We start from the raw sequence: 15,709 nt of genomic DNA, 5'->3' as shown, positions 1-15,709 counted from the left end.
TAGCACATGCTTGGAAGGTTGAGTAGGAAAAATCGTATTTATGCGTATGAATCCATACTATGATAGCAATAAGAAAGGATCCTTATGGAGATCTATGGAGAACACGTAATCTTATCTAGAATCACAAACGATGACTTAGATTTTATATGCAGGATTGAATGCGATCGGGATTTATGGCAGTTTGAAGAATCCGTACCGTCCGAGGAACAAGTTGTTCGAAGCAACTATCTGGACAAAATCAATGAGGGAAGCGAAACAACAAGCTATGATTTTATCGTTCGTTTAGTGAATGATCGGAATAGAACTCCAATCGGACTTGCTCAAGTGTGGAGTTATATCGACTACAGGAAGAGTTGGGAATTGGGATTTGCGATCCTTCCTCAACATGGCGGACAGGGATACGGAAGTGAGGCTGCTAATCTCCTTTTGAAATTTGCTTTTGAACAACTGCACGCGCATAAAGTGGTTGGTATGTGCAATTCGCAAAATGCTCGATCTGCAGCTCTTATGGAGCATATCGGTATGACCCAAGAAGCTGTTTTTAAAGAAGAGCTTTTTTGGAAGGGAGAGTGGACGGATCAGTTCTATTACTCCATTCTGGAGAAAGAGTTCTTTGAAGGTAAGACAGTTGTAGGAAAGACTAGTTGAGCTCCAGGACGGGAACTTCATGATGATCGTACAAGAATTGAACCATCATATCGGAGGGGGAGAGAACATGATACAATCCATTGTCCATATCGCGTTAGTCGTGAAGGACTATGATGAGGCTATCGCATTTTATACCGATAAGCTGAATTTCACCTTGATTGAAGATACATACCAGCCTGAACAAGATAAGCGTTGGGTGGTCGTAGCACCTCCCGGCTCGGTTGGCACGACGATATTGCTTGCCAAGGCGTCCAAGCCGGAGCAAGAGCCATTTATAGGCAACCAGTCGGGCGGCAGAGTGTTCCTATTCTTGAATACGGACGATTTCTGGAGAGATTATCGTGAAATGATATCGCGAGGGATTGAGTTTGTAAGAGAGCCCAAAGAAGCGGATTACGGCATGGTGGCGGTATTCAAGGATTTATACGGGAACCTGTGGGATTTGCTGGAGTTGAAGGAAGATCATCCATTGATGAAACGGACGAAGTAATCGGTATCATATCGATCGTATATTCAAGAAACTACAAGGAGGAAGCAGCAGATGTCTAAAATTCTCAATGTGATTGTCATTGCAGCGCATCCGGATGAACCTGAAATCTATGCTGGCGCGATCTCGGCAGCTTACGCAGAGATGGGTCATCGGGTGAAGTTCGTAACGTTAACCGATGGATGCTGTGGTCATTATGAAATGAGCGGGCAGCAGCTGGTCGACCGTCGGATTCAAGAAGCTCATGAGGCAGCAAAACGTCTTGGGGTACTGGAATACGTCGTCCTGCCCATTCCCGATGGCGAATTGATGCCAACGCCCGAAGTACGCAAGGAAGTGATCCGTCAAATTCGTGGCTGGGAGGCGGACATCGTCATTACGTTCCATCCGGACGGCCCCGGTCATGTGGATAACCGCAATGTCGGGAAGGTGGTGCGGGATGCGGCAGATTTTGTTGCGAACGTACCAAATGCCGTTCCTGAAGTGCCGTCATTGAAGAAATCGCCGATATTTCTGCTGATGCCGGATTATGCGGCACGGGCGACGTATCAATCGGATATTGTCTTCGATGCAGGAGGCGTGATCGAGAAGAAATTGCTGGCCTGTGATGCCCACGCTTCCCAATTTTATGAGTTTGCACCTTGGCAGGGCGGTTTCCTGGATGCGGTACCGGATACCTGGGAAGAGAAGCGGGACTTTATTCTAAAGTATTGGGATCGGTTCCTGAGCGTCTCGGACGAAATGCTGCCCTCGCTTGCGAAGCAATATGGCCAAGATCATGCAGCCAGCGTACAATATGCAGAGCCTTTCGAAATCGCGGATTATGGCAGAAGACCGAATGAAGCTGAAATGAAGATTTTGTTCCCGATGTTAACGGGTACTCATGTGTAATCTATTCTTGATTAGAAAAGAAATAAAAGAGCGGATTCCCTTTTCAGGAGAAATCCGCTTTTTTATGATCTTGAAAAATAGGCTTACACCTTCTCCAATGGTGATTCTACAACCGGACAGAACTCGGGATTCGTTGAACTTAAGCGTTCGGCAAATTGCGGCTGGAGCTTGGCAAGCTCCGTATAATAACTTCCGATCACATGATTACCGCTCACCGACCCATTTTGGAAAGTCAAAGGCCATTGGGTATGCACATGGCTGTAATAGTATTTCTTCTCTCGTTTTGGCATCTTGTAGATATGAGGCGGGGCGTGCGTTACGACGTCGAACAGGTTGGCAATACGGCAGCTGTTTCGAACATATTTAGCAAAGGCATTGGCAAAATCGGGATCTCCCACACGAGGGGACCCATAGGTAAACACATAAGGGGATTGGTGGTCCGTGTTGGCGGCTGCATCGACTGCGCATAAGGCTGCGAGCGCTCCTCCAAGACTGTGGCCGGTAATGAACAGTGTCTTGTGGGTAGGAAGTTGGTTAAGTGCCGACATAATCTGGCCGCGAGCAGAGGCGTAGATGTTAGTGAAACCGCGGTGTGTGAGAGAAGAGTCCTTAATATATTTGAAGTTTTTTTGGGAGGCGATGGCATCTGAGATCCAGTTTGTCGTTGAACTGGTGCCCCGAAAGGCGATAATAATTTCATCCGGTGACTCTAGAATAAACCCAAAGCGCTCGGACACGCTGATTAAGGAGTTCGCCTCAATGGTGTCATAAAGCGAATAATTTAGCGGAAGGACAAATGAGCCGTCCGTATTGGTGAATTGTGTATAGGTCTGTCCGCAGATCGCTGCCAAAAAAATGGCCCATTGTTCTCGTTCTATGCTCGTACCCATGCACATCCCGCCCTTCTGTTCTCCTACACTATATTAGGGTGTGGAAGGAAAGGTGCCTATACGCCTAAGAATGGCGAATCCGCCATCAAGCTCAAGCTTATACACGGGATTTTATCATCAGAAGGTTTGGGTAGAACCAAGTTATATGGTACGATTCAATAGACGTTCTTGGTCGACCGGTGCATATGGGCATGCACCTCATCAGATTGGACTTTAATGATACAGAGAGAGCAGGGTTATATAGAATGACAGACAATATTCAACAACGCTTCCGTTACAGTGAAGCACCCATCTGGGAATTACAGCGGACTTATTATGAAGAACTGGGGATGAAAGCCTGGAATAATGACCAGGTTCCGCAGTATATTACGAGCAACCCTATGATTGCTACAGCTTACGCCGAAATCATATTCGGATTCCTTCGAGACCGCGCCGATCAAGGCGATCTGACCGAACCTGTGACAATACTGGAATTGGGAGCCGGAGCCGGGCGCCTTGGTTATCATGTGCTGCACAAGCTGTGTGAGCTGAGAGATTTTGCGGGTATAGCGCTTCCCCCTTTCCGCTATGTCATGACCGATCTGCCGATTAAAAATGTGACGGCATGGAATCAACATCCTGCCATGCAGTCCTATATTGAACAGGGACTGCTGGACTTCGCGAGGTTCGATGCCGTGCATGACACGGAATTGAACCTGGTAGTATCGAAGACCACGATACGTCCTGGAGATTTGAAGCAGCCGCTGCTTATTATCGCAAACTATTTTTTTGACGGCATTCCGCAAGAACTGATCTATGTGGGGGAAGGCAAGATTTACGAGACCGATGTTGTCATCGAATTTCCGGAGCAGTACAACAAGCTCAAGCCGGCTGAAGCACTGGAACGAATGAAACTGGCATACGAGCACCGCCGTGCACCCAGATACGAGGAGGACACCTACCCGTACCGTGATGTCATTGCCTACTACCAGCAAGAGCTGGAGGACTCCCATATCCTGTTTCCAGAGGCGGGTTTGACCTGCATGGAGCGTCTGAATCAGTTATCAACGTCGGGTTTCATGCTTCTCACAGCGGATAAAGGAGATCATCGTATCGATAATTGGAAGTTCGCTGAACCGCCGCAATTAATTTTCCATGGCAGCTTCTCTTTAACAGCCAACTATCATGCGCTGCAGCATGTGTTTGAGCAAAGAGGCGCAGAGGCGATTTTCCCCACGCAGCATTACAAGAATATTAACGTCGGCTGTATCCTCATGCTGGAAGCACCGACGAGTTATGCCAATACTCGGATCGCATACCGCCAATTTATCGAACGCTTCGGACCTGATGAATTTTTCAGTATGAAGGAATGGATCGACCGGAATATTGAAAGCATGGGCATGCAGCAAATTTTGTCTTTTTGGCGATTGGGCGGGTATGACGCCGAGTTTTTCATTCAGAGCGCGAAACGCATCTCGAATCTGCTGCCGGATGCCAATGACGAAGAAATGCTGGATATTCGAACAGGCATCTACAAAATGTGGTCATCGTACTATGTGATGGAGCAGCGTTATGATCTGGCATTGGACGCTGGGCTGGTGCTGTTCGAGATGGATATGTACGAGGATGCGAGGTTCTTCCTGGAGGAATCCGTGGAAACGGATGAAGAAGAGCCGGTGCCAACGGTTTTATATTGCTTAGCGATCTGCTGCTACGAGCTTGGTCTTGATGAGGAGGCTCTGGAATATACGCGTGAGGCGCTCGTTCTGGAACCCGATCATGAAGAGGCTTTGGCACTGTTAAAATGTTTTGAGTAAAACACGCATTTCTTAATATTCGCGAAGAAATTTACGTATTCTTCTCAGAATTCCATAGGAACGACGCACGCGACCCGGCCTCTGAGATTACAATAAGGCTGGGTCGTTCTGTATGTTGAACCTGTTCCACTTACGATTCAACTCGTACAGATGGCCCTGCGAGGATTTCAGTAGTGGAGTATAATGTATAAGGATATTAACGTAATGATGCAGACAGAAAAACATACAGCGATAGGTGAAAAACATGAGAATAGCTTTTTTTGATTCAGGTTTAGGCGGTTTAACGGTGTTATCGGAGGCTATGAAGGAGCTGCCGCATGAAGACTTTTTGTTTTATGCGGACACCCTCCATGTGCCATACGGTACTAAAGCCAAGGAAGATGTGAAATCTTACATCCATCATGCGATGGAAACGATCATGAAGGAAGAAGTCAAAGCCATTGTCATTGCATGCAACACGGCTACAAGCATGGCGATTTCCGATCTGAGGAAGGCTTATCCGATCCCGGTTATCGGGATGGAGCCGGCCGTAAAACCGGCCGTCGAAATCAATCGTTCCAGCGGGAAGCGAATCCTGGTGCTTGCTACGCCGCTGACCTTAAAGGAATCGAAGTACAGGGATCTGGTTCGACGAGTCGATAGCATGCATATCGTGGACTCCCTGCCTCTGCCGGAGCTGGTAGAGCACTGTGAAGCTTTGAATTTCGATCAAAAGGTCATGAATGCTTACTTTACCAAGCAATTCGAATCCTTCGATATGAATGAGTACGGAACCATCGTATTGGGCTGTACCCACTATCCTTTTTACAAAAGAATCTTATCGGATCTGCTTCCGGATCACATTCGCATTATAGATGGCAGTAAAGGAACCGTGAACAGACTCATTCAGGTATTAAGTGACAAGGATCTGCTCAGCTCCAGCGGAAGTCAGGATGTTAAGCTATTAAATTCGAGCCAATCCATGGAGTACACAGAGAAAATGAAGAAGGCACTGAGCATTTATAGAGAAATAGAAATAGAGAAGTAGGGTAACTGGAGTCTGCATGGATTTAGGCGGCATTTCGATTGCTGCACAATAATTGGAGGGGAAAAGTGGTGGAGCTTCGCTTTCTATCTGATTTAGAATATGGCGTATCTGGGTTGGCAGTGAGCGATATTTTGAAACAAAGGTACTGCGTATTTGATTTCGAAGCGACGGGCATTAACCATGATACGGAACATATCATCCAAATAGGTGCTGTTATCATAGAGAACGGAAGGATTCTGGAAACGTCAACCTTCACATCGTATGTACGACCTGTAAAGCCCATTCCGGAAGCCATTGAGCGATTAACTGGAATTTATAATGCCTATGTAGAGCGTGCTCCGAGATTTAACGAGGTTTATAGCGGTTTTATCGAGTTTATCAAGGACAGTGTATTGGTGACACATGCAGGCTATGAATTTGATATGCCTTTATTGCGGAATGAATGCAAGAGATTCAACCTTCCCATGATGGACATATGAGGAATTTACATGATATTTATTTTAAAGAAGAGGTCGTGGTCAAAAGGTTTCGGATTCCCTCTTAGTATCAGGAATTGCTGCTAAGATGTAAGGAGCATATCATGTGCTTTTTTTAGTTGGTAGAATTCAATTCCATTTGAATTCTACCTATCCCATCGGGTTGGGGTAGTGCATAATAGCCGATATAAATGTTTAATTATGAATACGCTTGCGTTTGGCAGGCAGGGAGGTTGCAAGATGAAGGAACCAATGGATATCATTAAAAGATCTTGGGATGAATGGTCAGACTCGTGGTATGTAGGATATCGGACCGAAGAGGTCATAGCCAACATCATCAAACAACCAGAATCCGCGTTTCACCCTACTACATTCTCGATGATCATGAAGGCATTCCCAGACCTTCGGGGCAAACGGATATGTGTTCCTTCAAGCGGAGATAATCATGCCGTGTTTGCTTTTCATCTCATGGGGGCTCACGTCACTTCATGCGACATTTCGGAACGACAACTGGAGAATAGTTCAGATATCGCGAAGCGATACGGATGGGATATCGAATTCATCTGCGATGATACGATGAAATTAGGCAGCATCGGAAGTGGTGTATATGACTTCGTATATACTTCAAATGGTGTTCATGTATGGATTCATGATCTAAACTCGATGTATTCGAATATCCATCGAATTCTCAAACCGAATGGGACGTATATCATGTATGATATTCACCCATTTATGCGCCCATTTGGAACCCATTCTACAGATCGAATCAAGGTGGTGAATCCATATGATTCTACGGGGCCTTTTGGAGAAATCCCAACGTATAAGTGGCGAATTCAAGATATATTGAATGCCATGATGTCATCCGGTTTGAACGTCAAACATCTGGAAGAAATGTTCGCCGTGGACGGTACGTTCTGGGTGGATGAATCGAAAAGTGAGGATAGCCGTTTGTCAGATCAAGAGCTCGAAGATTTCTGTAACTGGGAATTGAACCCGCTTGCAGCACTCCCGCAGTGGTTATCGATCTATGCAACGAAATAAACTAATAAAATGACGTTTGACCCGACCATTTATTAGATGAGCCGGGGACGTATGCGCAGGTTCATTTAACCTGGAAACATGAAGAGTCAGCGGAATGGCCCAAGACCTTGATGTTTACTAGTTTTGAAGAATGGGTTCACGCATCGATGTTACCTGATAACAAATATTATTAGAGATCAATCTAGGAACGGAAAGGATGATTCTACATATGATCGGTTTGATTATTATCGTTATGATAGTTGGCTTGGCCGGAATTATTAGCAATCAGTATTCTGCTCTGAGAAGGATGGAGCGCATGCAGCGATCATTGGATGAGCTTAATACAAGAATACAAGAGATGAATCATCATCCTAAACCGTGATATTGTTTTTCTCAGAGTGAGGATAATCTTGCTAAACAGCAGAGAAGGAATCTTAGAGCGTATTCGCTTTCATTCAGATCAATGTGGGAGTATGATATGAACCCTTTTAAACATTCAAAAAAAGAAATCAGAACGAAATTTGAGATCGATATGCTTCACCAGGCTCAGGCCAAAGAACCTAAGAAACCTCCGTATCCTTGGACGGCTGAGGTTATCATTCCAGCTGCGGGGTGCATTGCGTGCGGATGGGATGCCGATGAGAACCTTGTTCTGATTAGCAGCTCCGGTTACAGCACTACACAGGCCAGGTCCGGGAACCGACTGCACAGAGACCAGGATCCTAATGTAACGGATGATCATATTAGCAATAACTACTTGAGTTTTCGTATTCCTTCAAGCGGACAGGACATTTCTATATTCGGATTTGAGTCTGGAGACGGGATTCACATCACGAACGATGGCTGGATGCTGGATGTCATTTACCCCTGGTGGCCAAGGGCCTCCGTAGTCTTGGATCAGGTGTTTGTCCCTAACTATGAATATCTCAGACATGCCGCGATGATCGATTTGAACCGGCTGGATGGGAAAATAAAATGTGGTTTTTCGCCGTCTGGTCAACATTTCGTTATTCTGGGTTCTGGCGGAGCACTCCTGTATTCGAGGGAGTAGTAGCCATATACTTTTATAAGAGAGGTCGTTATGTCTAAACAAAATCTCAGGGATCTGATCTATGTGAACGGGAAGGAACAGCATAACCAGTGCTTTTATTCTTATGGTATTGAATTTTATGAATTCATGTCATGTGTTCATAACCGGCCGGAGAATTTGGTGCTCCTTAAACACAAGTTCGAGGGTACACAGTGGAATAATCAATCGAGATTGGACTATGTAACATCTGAGGAAGTAGATCATTTGATAGCAGATTATGTCTATGACTATGGAGACTTTTGCTGGGTTGATTTTGAGACAGGAGATACGCTTGATAAATTAACCAAATTACAAATTGCGGAATTGTTAACCTTTGCTCATCTTTCCGAGCCCTTGCATGAGATACCGAAAGCTAGGTTTGCTTACTATGCGCATGATGATGGATGGTTCAACAAGCTGTATGTATCTGACCTTGAAGATTATAAGATCCTGTTATCTAGGGTTATCGTATCCAAACTACATAGATTAACACGGCGAATAATGGAGAACATTCCAGATGACATTGCGGCTTTACTGCTGGAATCTACGAAGGAAGGCTTATTCATTGATTTTTCGAAAATAGTTAAGAGCAGAGCGAGTATAAGCGTACCTGTTACTACCGTAGGGCATTACTTGGATATGGATAAGGTATATGAATTTAGAGATGAAATTACAGAATATAAAGTCTGGTTAACTTACTCGAACAGGAAATGGAGCTTTGCCAAAGCAAGCTGACACGAAGATGAGCAGATGCCAATCGAAGAGAAGATCAGGAGCTTAACATATGTACAACCGATGCGGAAGGGGGATCCATTTCAGATGATCAAATACAATATTTGTTTTGTTCGGCGCGGTGATGAGGTTTTATTGTTGAATCGTAAATTCCCGCCCTGGATGGGGTGCTGGAATGGCGTGGGAGGCAAGCTGGAGGCGAACGAAACCCCGCGAGAATCGATGCTACGCGAACTAGAGGAAGAGACACATCTACAAGACTTCAGTCTAACTTTTAAAGGCGTAGTGACTTGGTCCATCGACGGTTCGATTACGGGTGGTATGTATTTATATCTAGCAGAGGTCCCTGAGGATTACACCTACCATACTCCGATCACGACAGATGAAGGAATATTGGATTGGAAACCCGTCAAATGGATAACGGACGATGCCAATGTTGGAATTGCAGCTAATATACCGGGTTCGCTCGAACTCATTTTACATGATCCGAATTGCTATGATCATCGATGTACATATAAGGACGGTAAGCTGGTCGAACAAACACCACTTCAGATCAGTGACTCGATTGAAACGGATGAAGCGATGAGGGAGACGTGGTTGAATCAATATCGGGGAGAGGGAGTTGCAATTTAGGGAAAAAAATACTCAAACACCACAAGACCCGACATAGATAGGAAATATCTTAGGCCGGGTCTTGTTTTCATTAGGGAGAGCTCTGGAAGCTCGTGTGAAGTGCGAAATAGAAATCCTGAAGGTGTTGAACGGATTTCTTGAAAGATAATCCAGTAGAATCAAGTAGACGATTAAAGGAGATGCTGCCTTGACAGCTATGGACCGGCTTTGTGCCCAATTGCAATCTGCTGCAGCGAATTTTGGCTTCACTGAAGTTGTGCCGAAGGTATTAAGCCGTGGGGGAAATATCATCATTCACTTGGCCCCTTATCCGATCGTTGCCCGAGTTGCTGCTTTTACCCCCGACCAAGATCCCCATATAGGCAAGAAGCTTGAACAAGAGTTACGCGTAGCTTCTCATCTTCTCGAGGAGGGAGTTCCAGTACTGCTGCCTGTACATCTCTCGCAAGAAGGACCATTTGAGCTGGATGGGCACTGGATGACGTTCTGGGAGTACGTCCCGCAAACAGCACTTCCTTTCCCTTCACCGAGCGAAGCGGTCAACATTGTAAATACCTTGACTCTTGCCATGGGGCAATATACCGGAGAACTCCCTATTCTGGGTGTATGGGATAGGATCCAACAATCGGTTACGCGATTAAGCGATCATCCGGATGACCGGATGCAGCGATTAATCCACAAATTTTATGAAATCGATCGAGTGATGCGTTCAGAATCCCTGCAGCTATTTCCCAGCCACGGTGATGCGCATGCCCGTAATTTAATGCCGAGCCCCAGGGGCTGGCTTTGGACGGATTTTGAAGATGTATCCTTCATGCCTCGTTACTGGGATCTGGCTTCATTTGTGGCAAACCTGGCTTTATTCAGAGGAGAGCAGGAGCCAACGCTCCAGTTTATGCTCAACCGTCCTAACATTGTGGCTGACCGGGAAGCTTTTGGATTTGCGCTGACCGCACGCATATTGATGTCTACATTAGGGAACTTCGATTACGCCGTTTCAGGTCGTGGCGATATGGATTTCTCTTATTCACAAGTGGAGCTTGCAGGGGACTTCATTCATCGTGTAGAACACATCATTAAGGGCCCGTAAGTCAGACGAAGCTTGGTTATGGGTCCTGAAATCCTTAGTAGGAGATTGATCAGCATAATGGGTAGTGAACCTCCTATTGGAGGTTTTTTTTGGTTCCTTCCGGGGCACAAATCGTCTATTATAGGGGGAAGGAAAATTTTTCTATCTAGAATTGAGTTATTAATACTCGTTTAAAAACATGCATTGTTCATAGGAGGGGATGAGTGTTGAAGGACACCAGCTTGGAATTTTACGAAGGTCTTGCGGACACATATCATTTGATATTTAAGGATTGGTATGAGGCGGTTCAATGGCAGGGTGACTTCTTCAATCGATTTATTCGTTCGTTATATGCTGAAGAACATGTGGGTCCGATTCACCTTCTGGATGCATCTTGCGGAATAGGAACACAGGCACTGGGATTAGCGCAGCGTGATTTTACCGTAACGGCTACAGATCTTAGTCCCAAATCCATTGAACGAGCCAAAAAGGAAGCAGATAAGTTGGGGGTTCATGTTCATTTTGGAGTCGCGGATTTCCGCTCACTGGAGCAAGATATCCCTGGGCAATTTGATGTTGTTCTGTCAGCTGACAATGCGATCCCCCATTTACTGTCTGATGAAGATTTAAGAGTGGCATGCCGCAATCTCTATGCCAAACTTCGAAGCAATGGTTTGCTTGTATTGTCCATTCGGGACTATGACGAGATCCTGCAGAATCGACAGCGTGCCACGTTGCCCCGAGTTATGGATGAAGGAAAACGGATCGTTTTTCAAGTGTGGGATTGGGCTGAAGCTGGCAATCACTATATAACCAATCAATTTATTATGCAAGAGATTAACGGGTCATGGAAGACTGAAGTCAACAGCACATCCTATAGAGCCTTATTGAGAACGGAATTAAGTGCAATATTGGAAGAAGCGAGATTCACCGATATCAGGTGGCATATGCCTTCGGAATCGGGTTTCTATCAGCCGATCTTGACGGCAAGGAAATGATGAATGGATTCCACCTGGGTAAAATGAGTTCCTTCAATTTCCATAGTATTTGAGGAGGAGTCATGGATGGCAAAATTAACAGATCACGAACAAGTCGTGGAGTATCTTCACCATCTTGAGCATCCATTAAAGGCTGAAATTGAGGAAGTAAGAAGTTTCATATTAAGCGTCGATGATCAGATAACCGAGCAGATCAAATGGAATGCCCCCAGCTTCTGCGTTCAGGGCGAAGACCGGATCACTTTGAATTTACAAGGGAAAGGCTTCTTTCGCATCATTTTTCATTGTGGGCCAAAAGTTCAAACTCATGATATCAAGGGAGCCCTGTCTGAGGATACTCTATTGGAATGGGCCTCTAATGATCGGGCAATTGTGAAAATATTTAATGTAAACGATCTGAAGGAGAAGAAAGAACAATTAAAAGAAGTCATCGTTCGATGGATTGAAGCGACGAATAAGGGCTAAGCAGGGAGTATTATGGTTGTTGTTTAGCTCTACAAGCAGGCGACTAAGTGAAGGGGTGACCCAGTTGAACAATGTGATAAATTATTATAATGCCTTCGATGAATGGGGGCGCTTGGATAGGGAGCCCATTGAATTTATCGTCAATCTGCATCATATCTTGAGTATGTTGCCTGAGAAAGGTCATGTGCTGGATAACGGTGCGGGACCAGGGAAGTATTCGATGGAATTGGCGAAGAACGGTTACGATGTGACCTTAACAGATCTTACGCCAAGATTAGTCGAGATTGCGGCTGCTAAAGCCGAGGAACTCAAGTTAACAGGCCAGTTCAAAGGGTTCCACCGTGCCAATGCCAATGATCTTAGTCTATTTCAAGATGAGTTGTTTGACAGTGCACTTATGATGGGACCGTTATACCATTTACAGACAGAATCGGATCGGTCTACGGCTGTTCGAGAATTGAATCGTGTTACCCGAGCAGGCGGTTACGTATTTGTGGCATTCATGACTCGAATTCGGCATTTGATGACGTCATTATCATTTCCGGAACAATGGAAACCGAATGATAATATTAGCAGCATTAAGGAATTTGTTAGGACCGGGATATTTAATCATAGCGATGAAGGAAGATTTACCGGTGCATATTATTACAACTTGGAGGACATTAAGCCGTTCATGGAATCACATGGCTTCGAGACGATTAAATTGATAGGTTCGTCAAGTATAGCAGGCTCCTTCAAGGCAGAGCAGTTCGATTATTGGCGGTCCCGTGGGGAAGAGGAATTCCAAGAAGTCATGAACCTAATCTACCAGGAAGCGGAGAACCCAAGCATTTTGGGGGTCTCATCTCATTTATTGTATATTGGGCAGAAACGATAAGGGGTATGAAGAAATTCATTAGAAGCATGGTTGCAGTGTTGGTACTGGTTCTCATCATTTTAGCAGTTACATACTAGACTCCACAAAAATAACAAAAATCGCAGGGAAACAGAGGATAATGACATACCATGAAAAATATGATCATTCACAAAATTGCCGACCTGGGTGCAGTAGACATTACTGAGCTCTTAACTGAAAGCAAGGAAGAAGGATTCAGGAATATCCATAGGCTAGTGAATGAATATAAAGAGGGTATCAATACGTTTCAGCGTGAAGATGAAGCCTTGTTTGAATGTCGAGTTGGTCATAGAGTCATCGGCATTTGCGGGTTAAATCGTGATCCGTATGCTGACGGAAGCATCGGCAGGATCCGCAGACTGTATGTGTTAAAGGAATTTCGGCGTCATGGAGCTGGGAGAAGGTTGGTTGATGCGGTAATTCATATGGCGAGCAGCCATTATACTAAAATCGTCTTGAAAACGGACAATCCCAAGGCAGCTAAATTTTATGAGAAGTTGGGTTTTAAAGAAAAGAAGGATGATGAGCTAGTCACTCATGAACCTGAGTTATAATGGTCGCTGATGCCCCGCCTCGAACCTATAGAGAACTGGGAAGTAAGAAAGGCTACCCTAAAGGCAGCCTTTCTTACCCCTCGTAGGCTTGCTGTAATGCATGCATGTCGATTTTTGATTTCGTCTGGAGCAAAGCATTCATGACTCGTTCCGATTTTGCCGGATCGGGGTCGGTTATCATTTCGCTTAAGTTAGCCGGGACGATCTGCCACGATACGCCAAACTTATCTTTCAACCAACCACATACTTGTGCTCTCTCGTCACCACCTTCAGCTAGCTTCTCCCAATAATAGTCCAGTTCTTCTTGTGTCTCGCAATGAACAATAAATGAAATGGCTTCGTTGAATTTGAAATGCGGACCGCCATTTAAGGCAACAAAATGTTGGCCTTCCAGCAGGAATTCCACAGTCATGATCGCTCCTTCGGCAAACTCATGATTGTCATTCTTCTCTGCACCGCGGCGCGTGATACGCTCGATCTGCGAATTTTCAAAAATAGAGAGGTAATGCTCGGCTGCTTCCTCGGCTTGGTGATCAAACCACAAGTTTGGCGTAATCTTTTGGACTCTATTCTTCATAATCCCAACTCCTTCAATACAGGTAATAGTTATGTAATGCAATCGTATCATATCCTTCTTACCATGATTTCTTACCGATTGCGATTTATTCCTGCCACTTACGGGTTCGCATAACAATGCAGTTAGGAAATTGTGCGATGGTTGCAGGATAACGGATGTCCCATGTGAAATCCATTAGGTATAGACGATGGAAGAAAACAATAGGCGACTGGGGTGACTAGTATGATTGAGGTGCTATTGCGAGATGTGTTCGAAGATGATCTTGCCATATTTTTTGAGCAACAACTAGACCCGGAGGCAAACTACATGGCGGCTTTTACAGCGAAAGATCCTTCGGATAAGGCAGCTTTTGAAGCGCATTGGGCCAAAATTTTAGGCGATGAGACCATCATCAAAAAAACCGTTGTATATGAGGGACAAGTAGCCGGGCAGATTTCATTTTTCGAACATATGGGTCAGCCCGAAGTCAGCTACTGGATAGGGCGCGAATTTTGGGGAAAAGGCATAGCGACAAGAGCACTTGCTTTATTTCTCAGAGATATCAAAACCCGTCCATTGTATGCACGTGCAGTTAAAGATCATATCGCCTCGATTCGGATTCTGGGAAAAAACGGCTTCATCATCTGGGGGGAAGATAAGGGTTATGCCCATGCTCGTGGTGAAGAAGTGGAAGAATATATTATGAAGTTATCTTTTTAGAATAACGGAGGGTTAAAACAATGAGTGGAGGTCATTTCATCATCACGGGAACTTCAAAAGGAATCGGCGAGGAACTGGCCTATATGCTTCTTGAGAAGGGGAATGTCGTATATGGGATCGCGAGAGGAACGTCCGACAGATTGAGCAGCTATCCAAAATACAGGCACCGTGTATATAATCTGAGCGATGCGTTGGGGCTGGAGGAGCTTATGGATAACATATTTGAGGAGATCGATCCCGATCACGCGGATATGATCTGCCTTATCAATAATGCGTCCATGCTTGAACCACTGAAGGCCATTGAACGATGTGATGCGACAGATATTCATATGAATGTGCAAATCAGTCTGATTGCGCCAATGATCTTAACGTCCTGCTTCATCAAGAAAACGGAGGGGCTATCCATTCGAAAGAAAATCATCAACATTTCTTCTGGCTCTGGAACATATCCAGCACCTACGATGAGTGTGTACTGCACGGCGAAGGCCGGGATCAACATGTTTTCGGAGAGTGTTGGGACCGAGCAAAGGAACCGGCAGAACCCGGTGGAGATTATCGCGGTCAATCCTGGAATGGTGGACACGGATATGCAAAGAATGGCCAGAGGGAAGAATGAGCAGGAGTTTGAAATGGCCAAAGCCTTCGCCCATGCGCATGAGTCAGGACAGCTGCTATCTACAGAGGAAATCGGGGCGCATCTGTTACATATCATCGACAAGGATTTTGAACCCGGAAGCATTGTCAATTATAACGAAGTCTAAGGGCTAGTCTTGTGAAAGTTGA

At 45.2% G+C, this 15,709-nt stretch carries 20 protein-coding genes; 18 read left to right on the top strand and 2 right to left on the bottom strand.

Annotated features, from left to right (window positions below; translation table 11 throughout):
- Positions 1–84: 84 nt before the first annotated feature.
- From ABEW73_RS00965 to ABEW73_RS00955, 3 genes are all read left to right on the top strand, one after another.
- Positions 85–648 carry a GNAT family N-acetyltransferase gene (locus ABEW73_RS00965; protein ID WP_430172616.1) on the top strand — a complete coding sequence of 188 codons (564 nt, stop codon included), beginning with the start codon at positions 85–87 and terminating at the stop codon, positions 646–648.
- A gap of 67 nt (positions 649–715) precedes the next feature.
- On the top strand, positions 716–1,138 hold the full coding sequence (locus ABEW73_RS00960) for a VOC family protein (protein WP_430172935.1): 423 nt from the start codon (positions 716–718) through the stop codon (positions 1,136–1,138).
- Positions 1,139–1,189: 51 nt separating this feature from the next.
- Positions 1,190–2,026: a PIG-L deacetylase family protein gene (locus ABEW73_RS00955; RefSeq protein WP_430172618.1), complete on the top strand. Its 837-nt coding sequence runs from the start codon at positions 1,190–1,192 to the stop codon at positions 2,024–2,026.
- An 83-nt stretch (positions 2,027–2,109) separates the two neighbouring features.
- Here the strand turns inward: ABEW73_RS00955 and ABEW73_RS00950 are convergent, their stop codons facing one another.
- The gene (locus ABEW73_RS00950) at positions 2,110–2,916 is read right to left on the bottom strand and encodes a lipase family protein (protein WP_430172619.1); all 807 of its coding nucleotides are present in this window, start codon (positions 2,914–2,916) and stop codon (positions 2,110–2,112) included.
- A 245-nt stretch (positions 2,917–3,161) separates the two neighbouring features.
- On the opposite strand from ABEW73_RS00950, the gene ABEW73_RS00945 reads away from it, so the two are divergent.
- From ABEW73_RS00945 to ABEW73_RS00885, 13 genes are all read left to right on the top strand, one after another.
- Positions 3,162–4,712 (top strand): tetratricopeptide repeat protein, encoded by a 1,551-nt coding sequence (locus tag ABEW73_RS00945; RefSeq protein ID WP_430172621.1) that lies wholly within the window; start codon positions 3,162–3,164, stop codon positions 4,710–4,712.
- 244 nt (positions 4,713–4,956) lie between these two features.
- Positions 4,957–5,739, top strand: a complete 783-nt coding sequence (gene murI, locus ABEW73_RS00940) for a glutamate racemase (protein WP_430172623.1) — start codon at positions 4,957–4,959, stop codon at positions 5,737–5,739.
- Between the two features lie 68 nt (positions 5,740–5,807).
- The gene (locus tag ABEW73_RS00935; protein ID WP_430172625.1) at positions 5,808–6,218 is read left to right on the top strand and encodes a 3'-5' exonuclease; all 411 of its coding nucleotides are present in this window, start codon (positions 5,808–5,810) and stop codon (positions 6,216–6,218) included.
- A gap of 237 nt (positions 6,219–6,455) precedes the next feature.
- Positions 6,456–7,256 carry a class I SAM-dependent methyltransferase gene (locus ABEW73_RS00930; protein WP_430172627.1) on the top strand — a complete coding sequence of 267 codons (801 nt, stop codon included), beginning with the start codon at positions 6,456–6,458 and terminating at the stop codon, positions 7,254–7,256.
- A gap of 208 nt (positions 7,257–7,464) precedes the next feature.
- On the top strand, positions 7,465–7,617 hold the full coding sequence (locus tag ABEW73_RS00925) for a hypothetical protein (protein WP_201259373.1): 153 nt from the start codon (positions 7,465–7,467) through the stop codon (positions 7,615–7,617).
- Between the two features lie 96 nt (positions 7,618–7,713).
- On the top strand, positions 7,714–8,286 hold the full coding sequence (locus ABEW73_RS00920; RefSeq protein ID WP_430172629.1) for a hypothetical protein: 573 nt from the start codon (positions 7,714–7,716) through the stop codon (positions 8,284–8,286).
- 30 nt (positions 8,287–8,316) lie between these two features.
- Positions 8,317–9,039 (top strand): hypothetical protein, encoded by a 723-nt coding sequence (locus ABEW73_RS00915; protein WP_430172631.1) that lies wholly within the window; start codon positions 8,317–8,319, stop codon positions 9,037–9,039.
- 84 nt (positions 9,040–9,123) lie between these two features.
- A complete protein-coding gene (locus ABEW73_RS00910) occupies positions 9,124–9,669 on the top strand; it encodes an NUDIX hydrolase (protein ID WP_430172633.1) in 546 nt (181 codons plus the stop codon).
- A 196-nt stretch (positions 9,670–9,865) separates the two neighbouring features.
- Positions 9,866–10,759, top strand: a complete 894-nt coding sequence (locus ABEW73_RS00905; protein ID WP_430172937.1) for a phosphotransferase family protein — start codon at positions 9,866–9,868, stop codon at positions 10,757–10,759.
- A 203-nt stretch (positions 10,760–10,962) separates the two neighbouring features.
- Positions 10,963–11,736, top strand: coding sequence for a class I SAM-dependent methyltransferase (locus tag ABEW73_RS00900; RefSeq protein WP_430206364.1), 774 nt, complete (start codon positions 10,963–10,965; stop codon positions 11,734–11,736).
- A gap of 66 nt (positions 11,737–11,802) precedes the next feature.
- On the top strand, positions 11,803–12,201 hold the full coding sequence (locus ABEW73_RS00895; protein ID WP_430172637.1) for a DUF1801 domain-containing protein: 399 nt from the start codon (positions 11,803–11,805) through the stop codon (positions 12,199–12,201).
- A gap of 64 nt (positions 12,202–12,265) precedes the next feature.
- Positions 12,266–13,078, top strand: a complete 813-nt coding sequence (locus ABEW73_RS00890; protein ID WP_430172639.1) for a class I SAM-dependent methyltransferase — start codon at positions 12,266–12,268, stop codon at positions 13,076–13,078.
- Positions 13,079–13,206: 128 nt separating this feature from the next.
- Positions 13,207–13,650, top strand: coding sequence for a GNAT family N-acetyltransferase (locus ABEW73_RS00885; RefSeq protein WP_430172641.1), 444 nt, complete (start codon positions 13,207–13,209; stop codon positions 13,648–13,650).
- A 73-nt stretch (positions 13,651–13,723) separates the two neighbouring features.
- Here the strand turns inward: ABEW73_RS00885 and ABEW73_RS00880 are convergent, their stop codons facing one another.
- Complete coding sequence (locus ABEW73_RS00880; protein WP_430172643.1) at positions 13,724–14,227, bottom strand: VOC family protein; 504 nt, start codon at positions 14,225–14,227, stop codon at positions 13,724–13,726.
- 222 nt (positions 14,228–14,449) lie between these two features.
- On the opposite strand from ABEW73_RS00880, the gene ABEW73_RS00875 reads away from it, so the two are divergent.
- On the top strand, positions 14,450–14,926 hold the full coding sequence (locus ABEW73_RS00875; protein WP_430172645.1) for a GNAT family N-acetyltransferase: 477 nt from the start codon (positions 14,450–14,452) through the stop codon (positions 14,924–14,926).
- 20 nt (positions 14,927–14,946) lie between these two features.
- On the top strand, positions 14,947–15,687 hold the full coding sequence (locus ABEW73_RS00870) for an SDR family NAD(P)-dependent oxidoreductase (protein WP_430172647.1): 741 nt from the start codon (positions 14,947–14,949) through the stop codon (positions 15,685–15,687).
- Positions 15,688–15,709: the final 22 nt, after the last annotated feature.

This window comes from Paenibacillus lautus, from assembly GCF_050482385.1.
In the GTDB taxonomy this organism is placed as follows: Bacteria; Bacillota; Bacilli; order Paenibacillales; family Paenibacillaceae; genus Paenibacillus_AQ; species Paenibacillus_AQ lautus_B.
The sequence above is the reverse complement of the archived record's forward strand: the minus strand, read 5'-3'. Positions and strand labels throughout refer to the sequence as shown.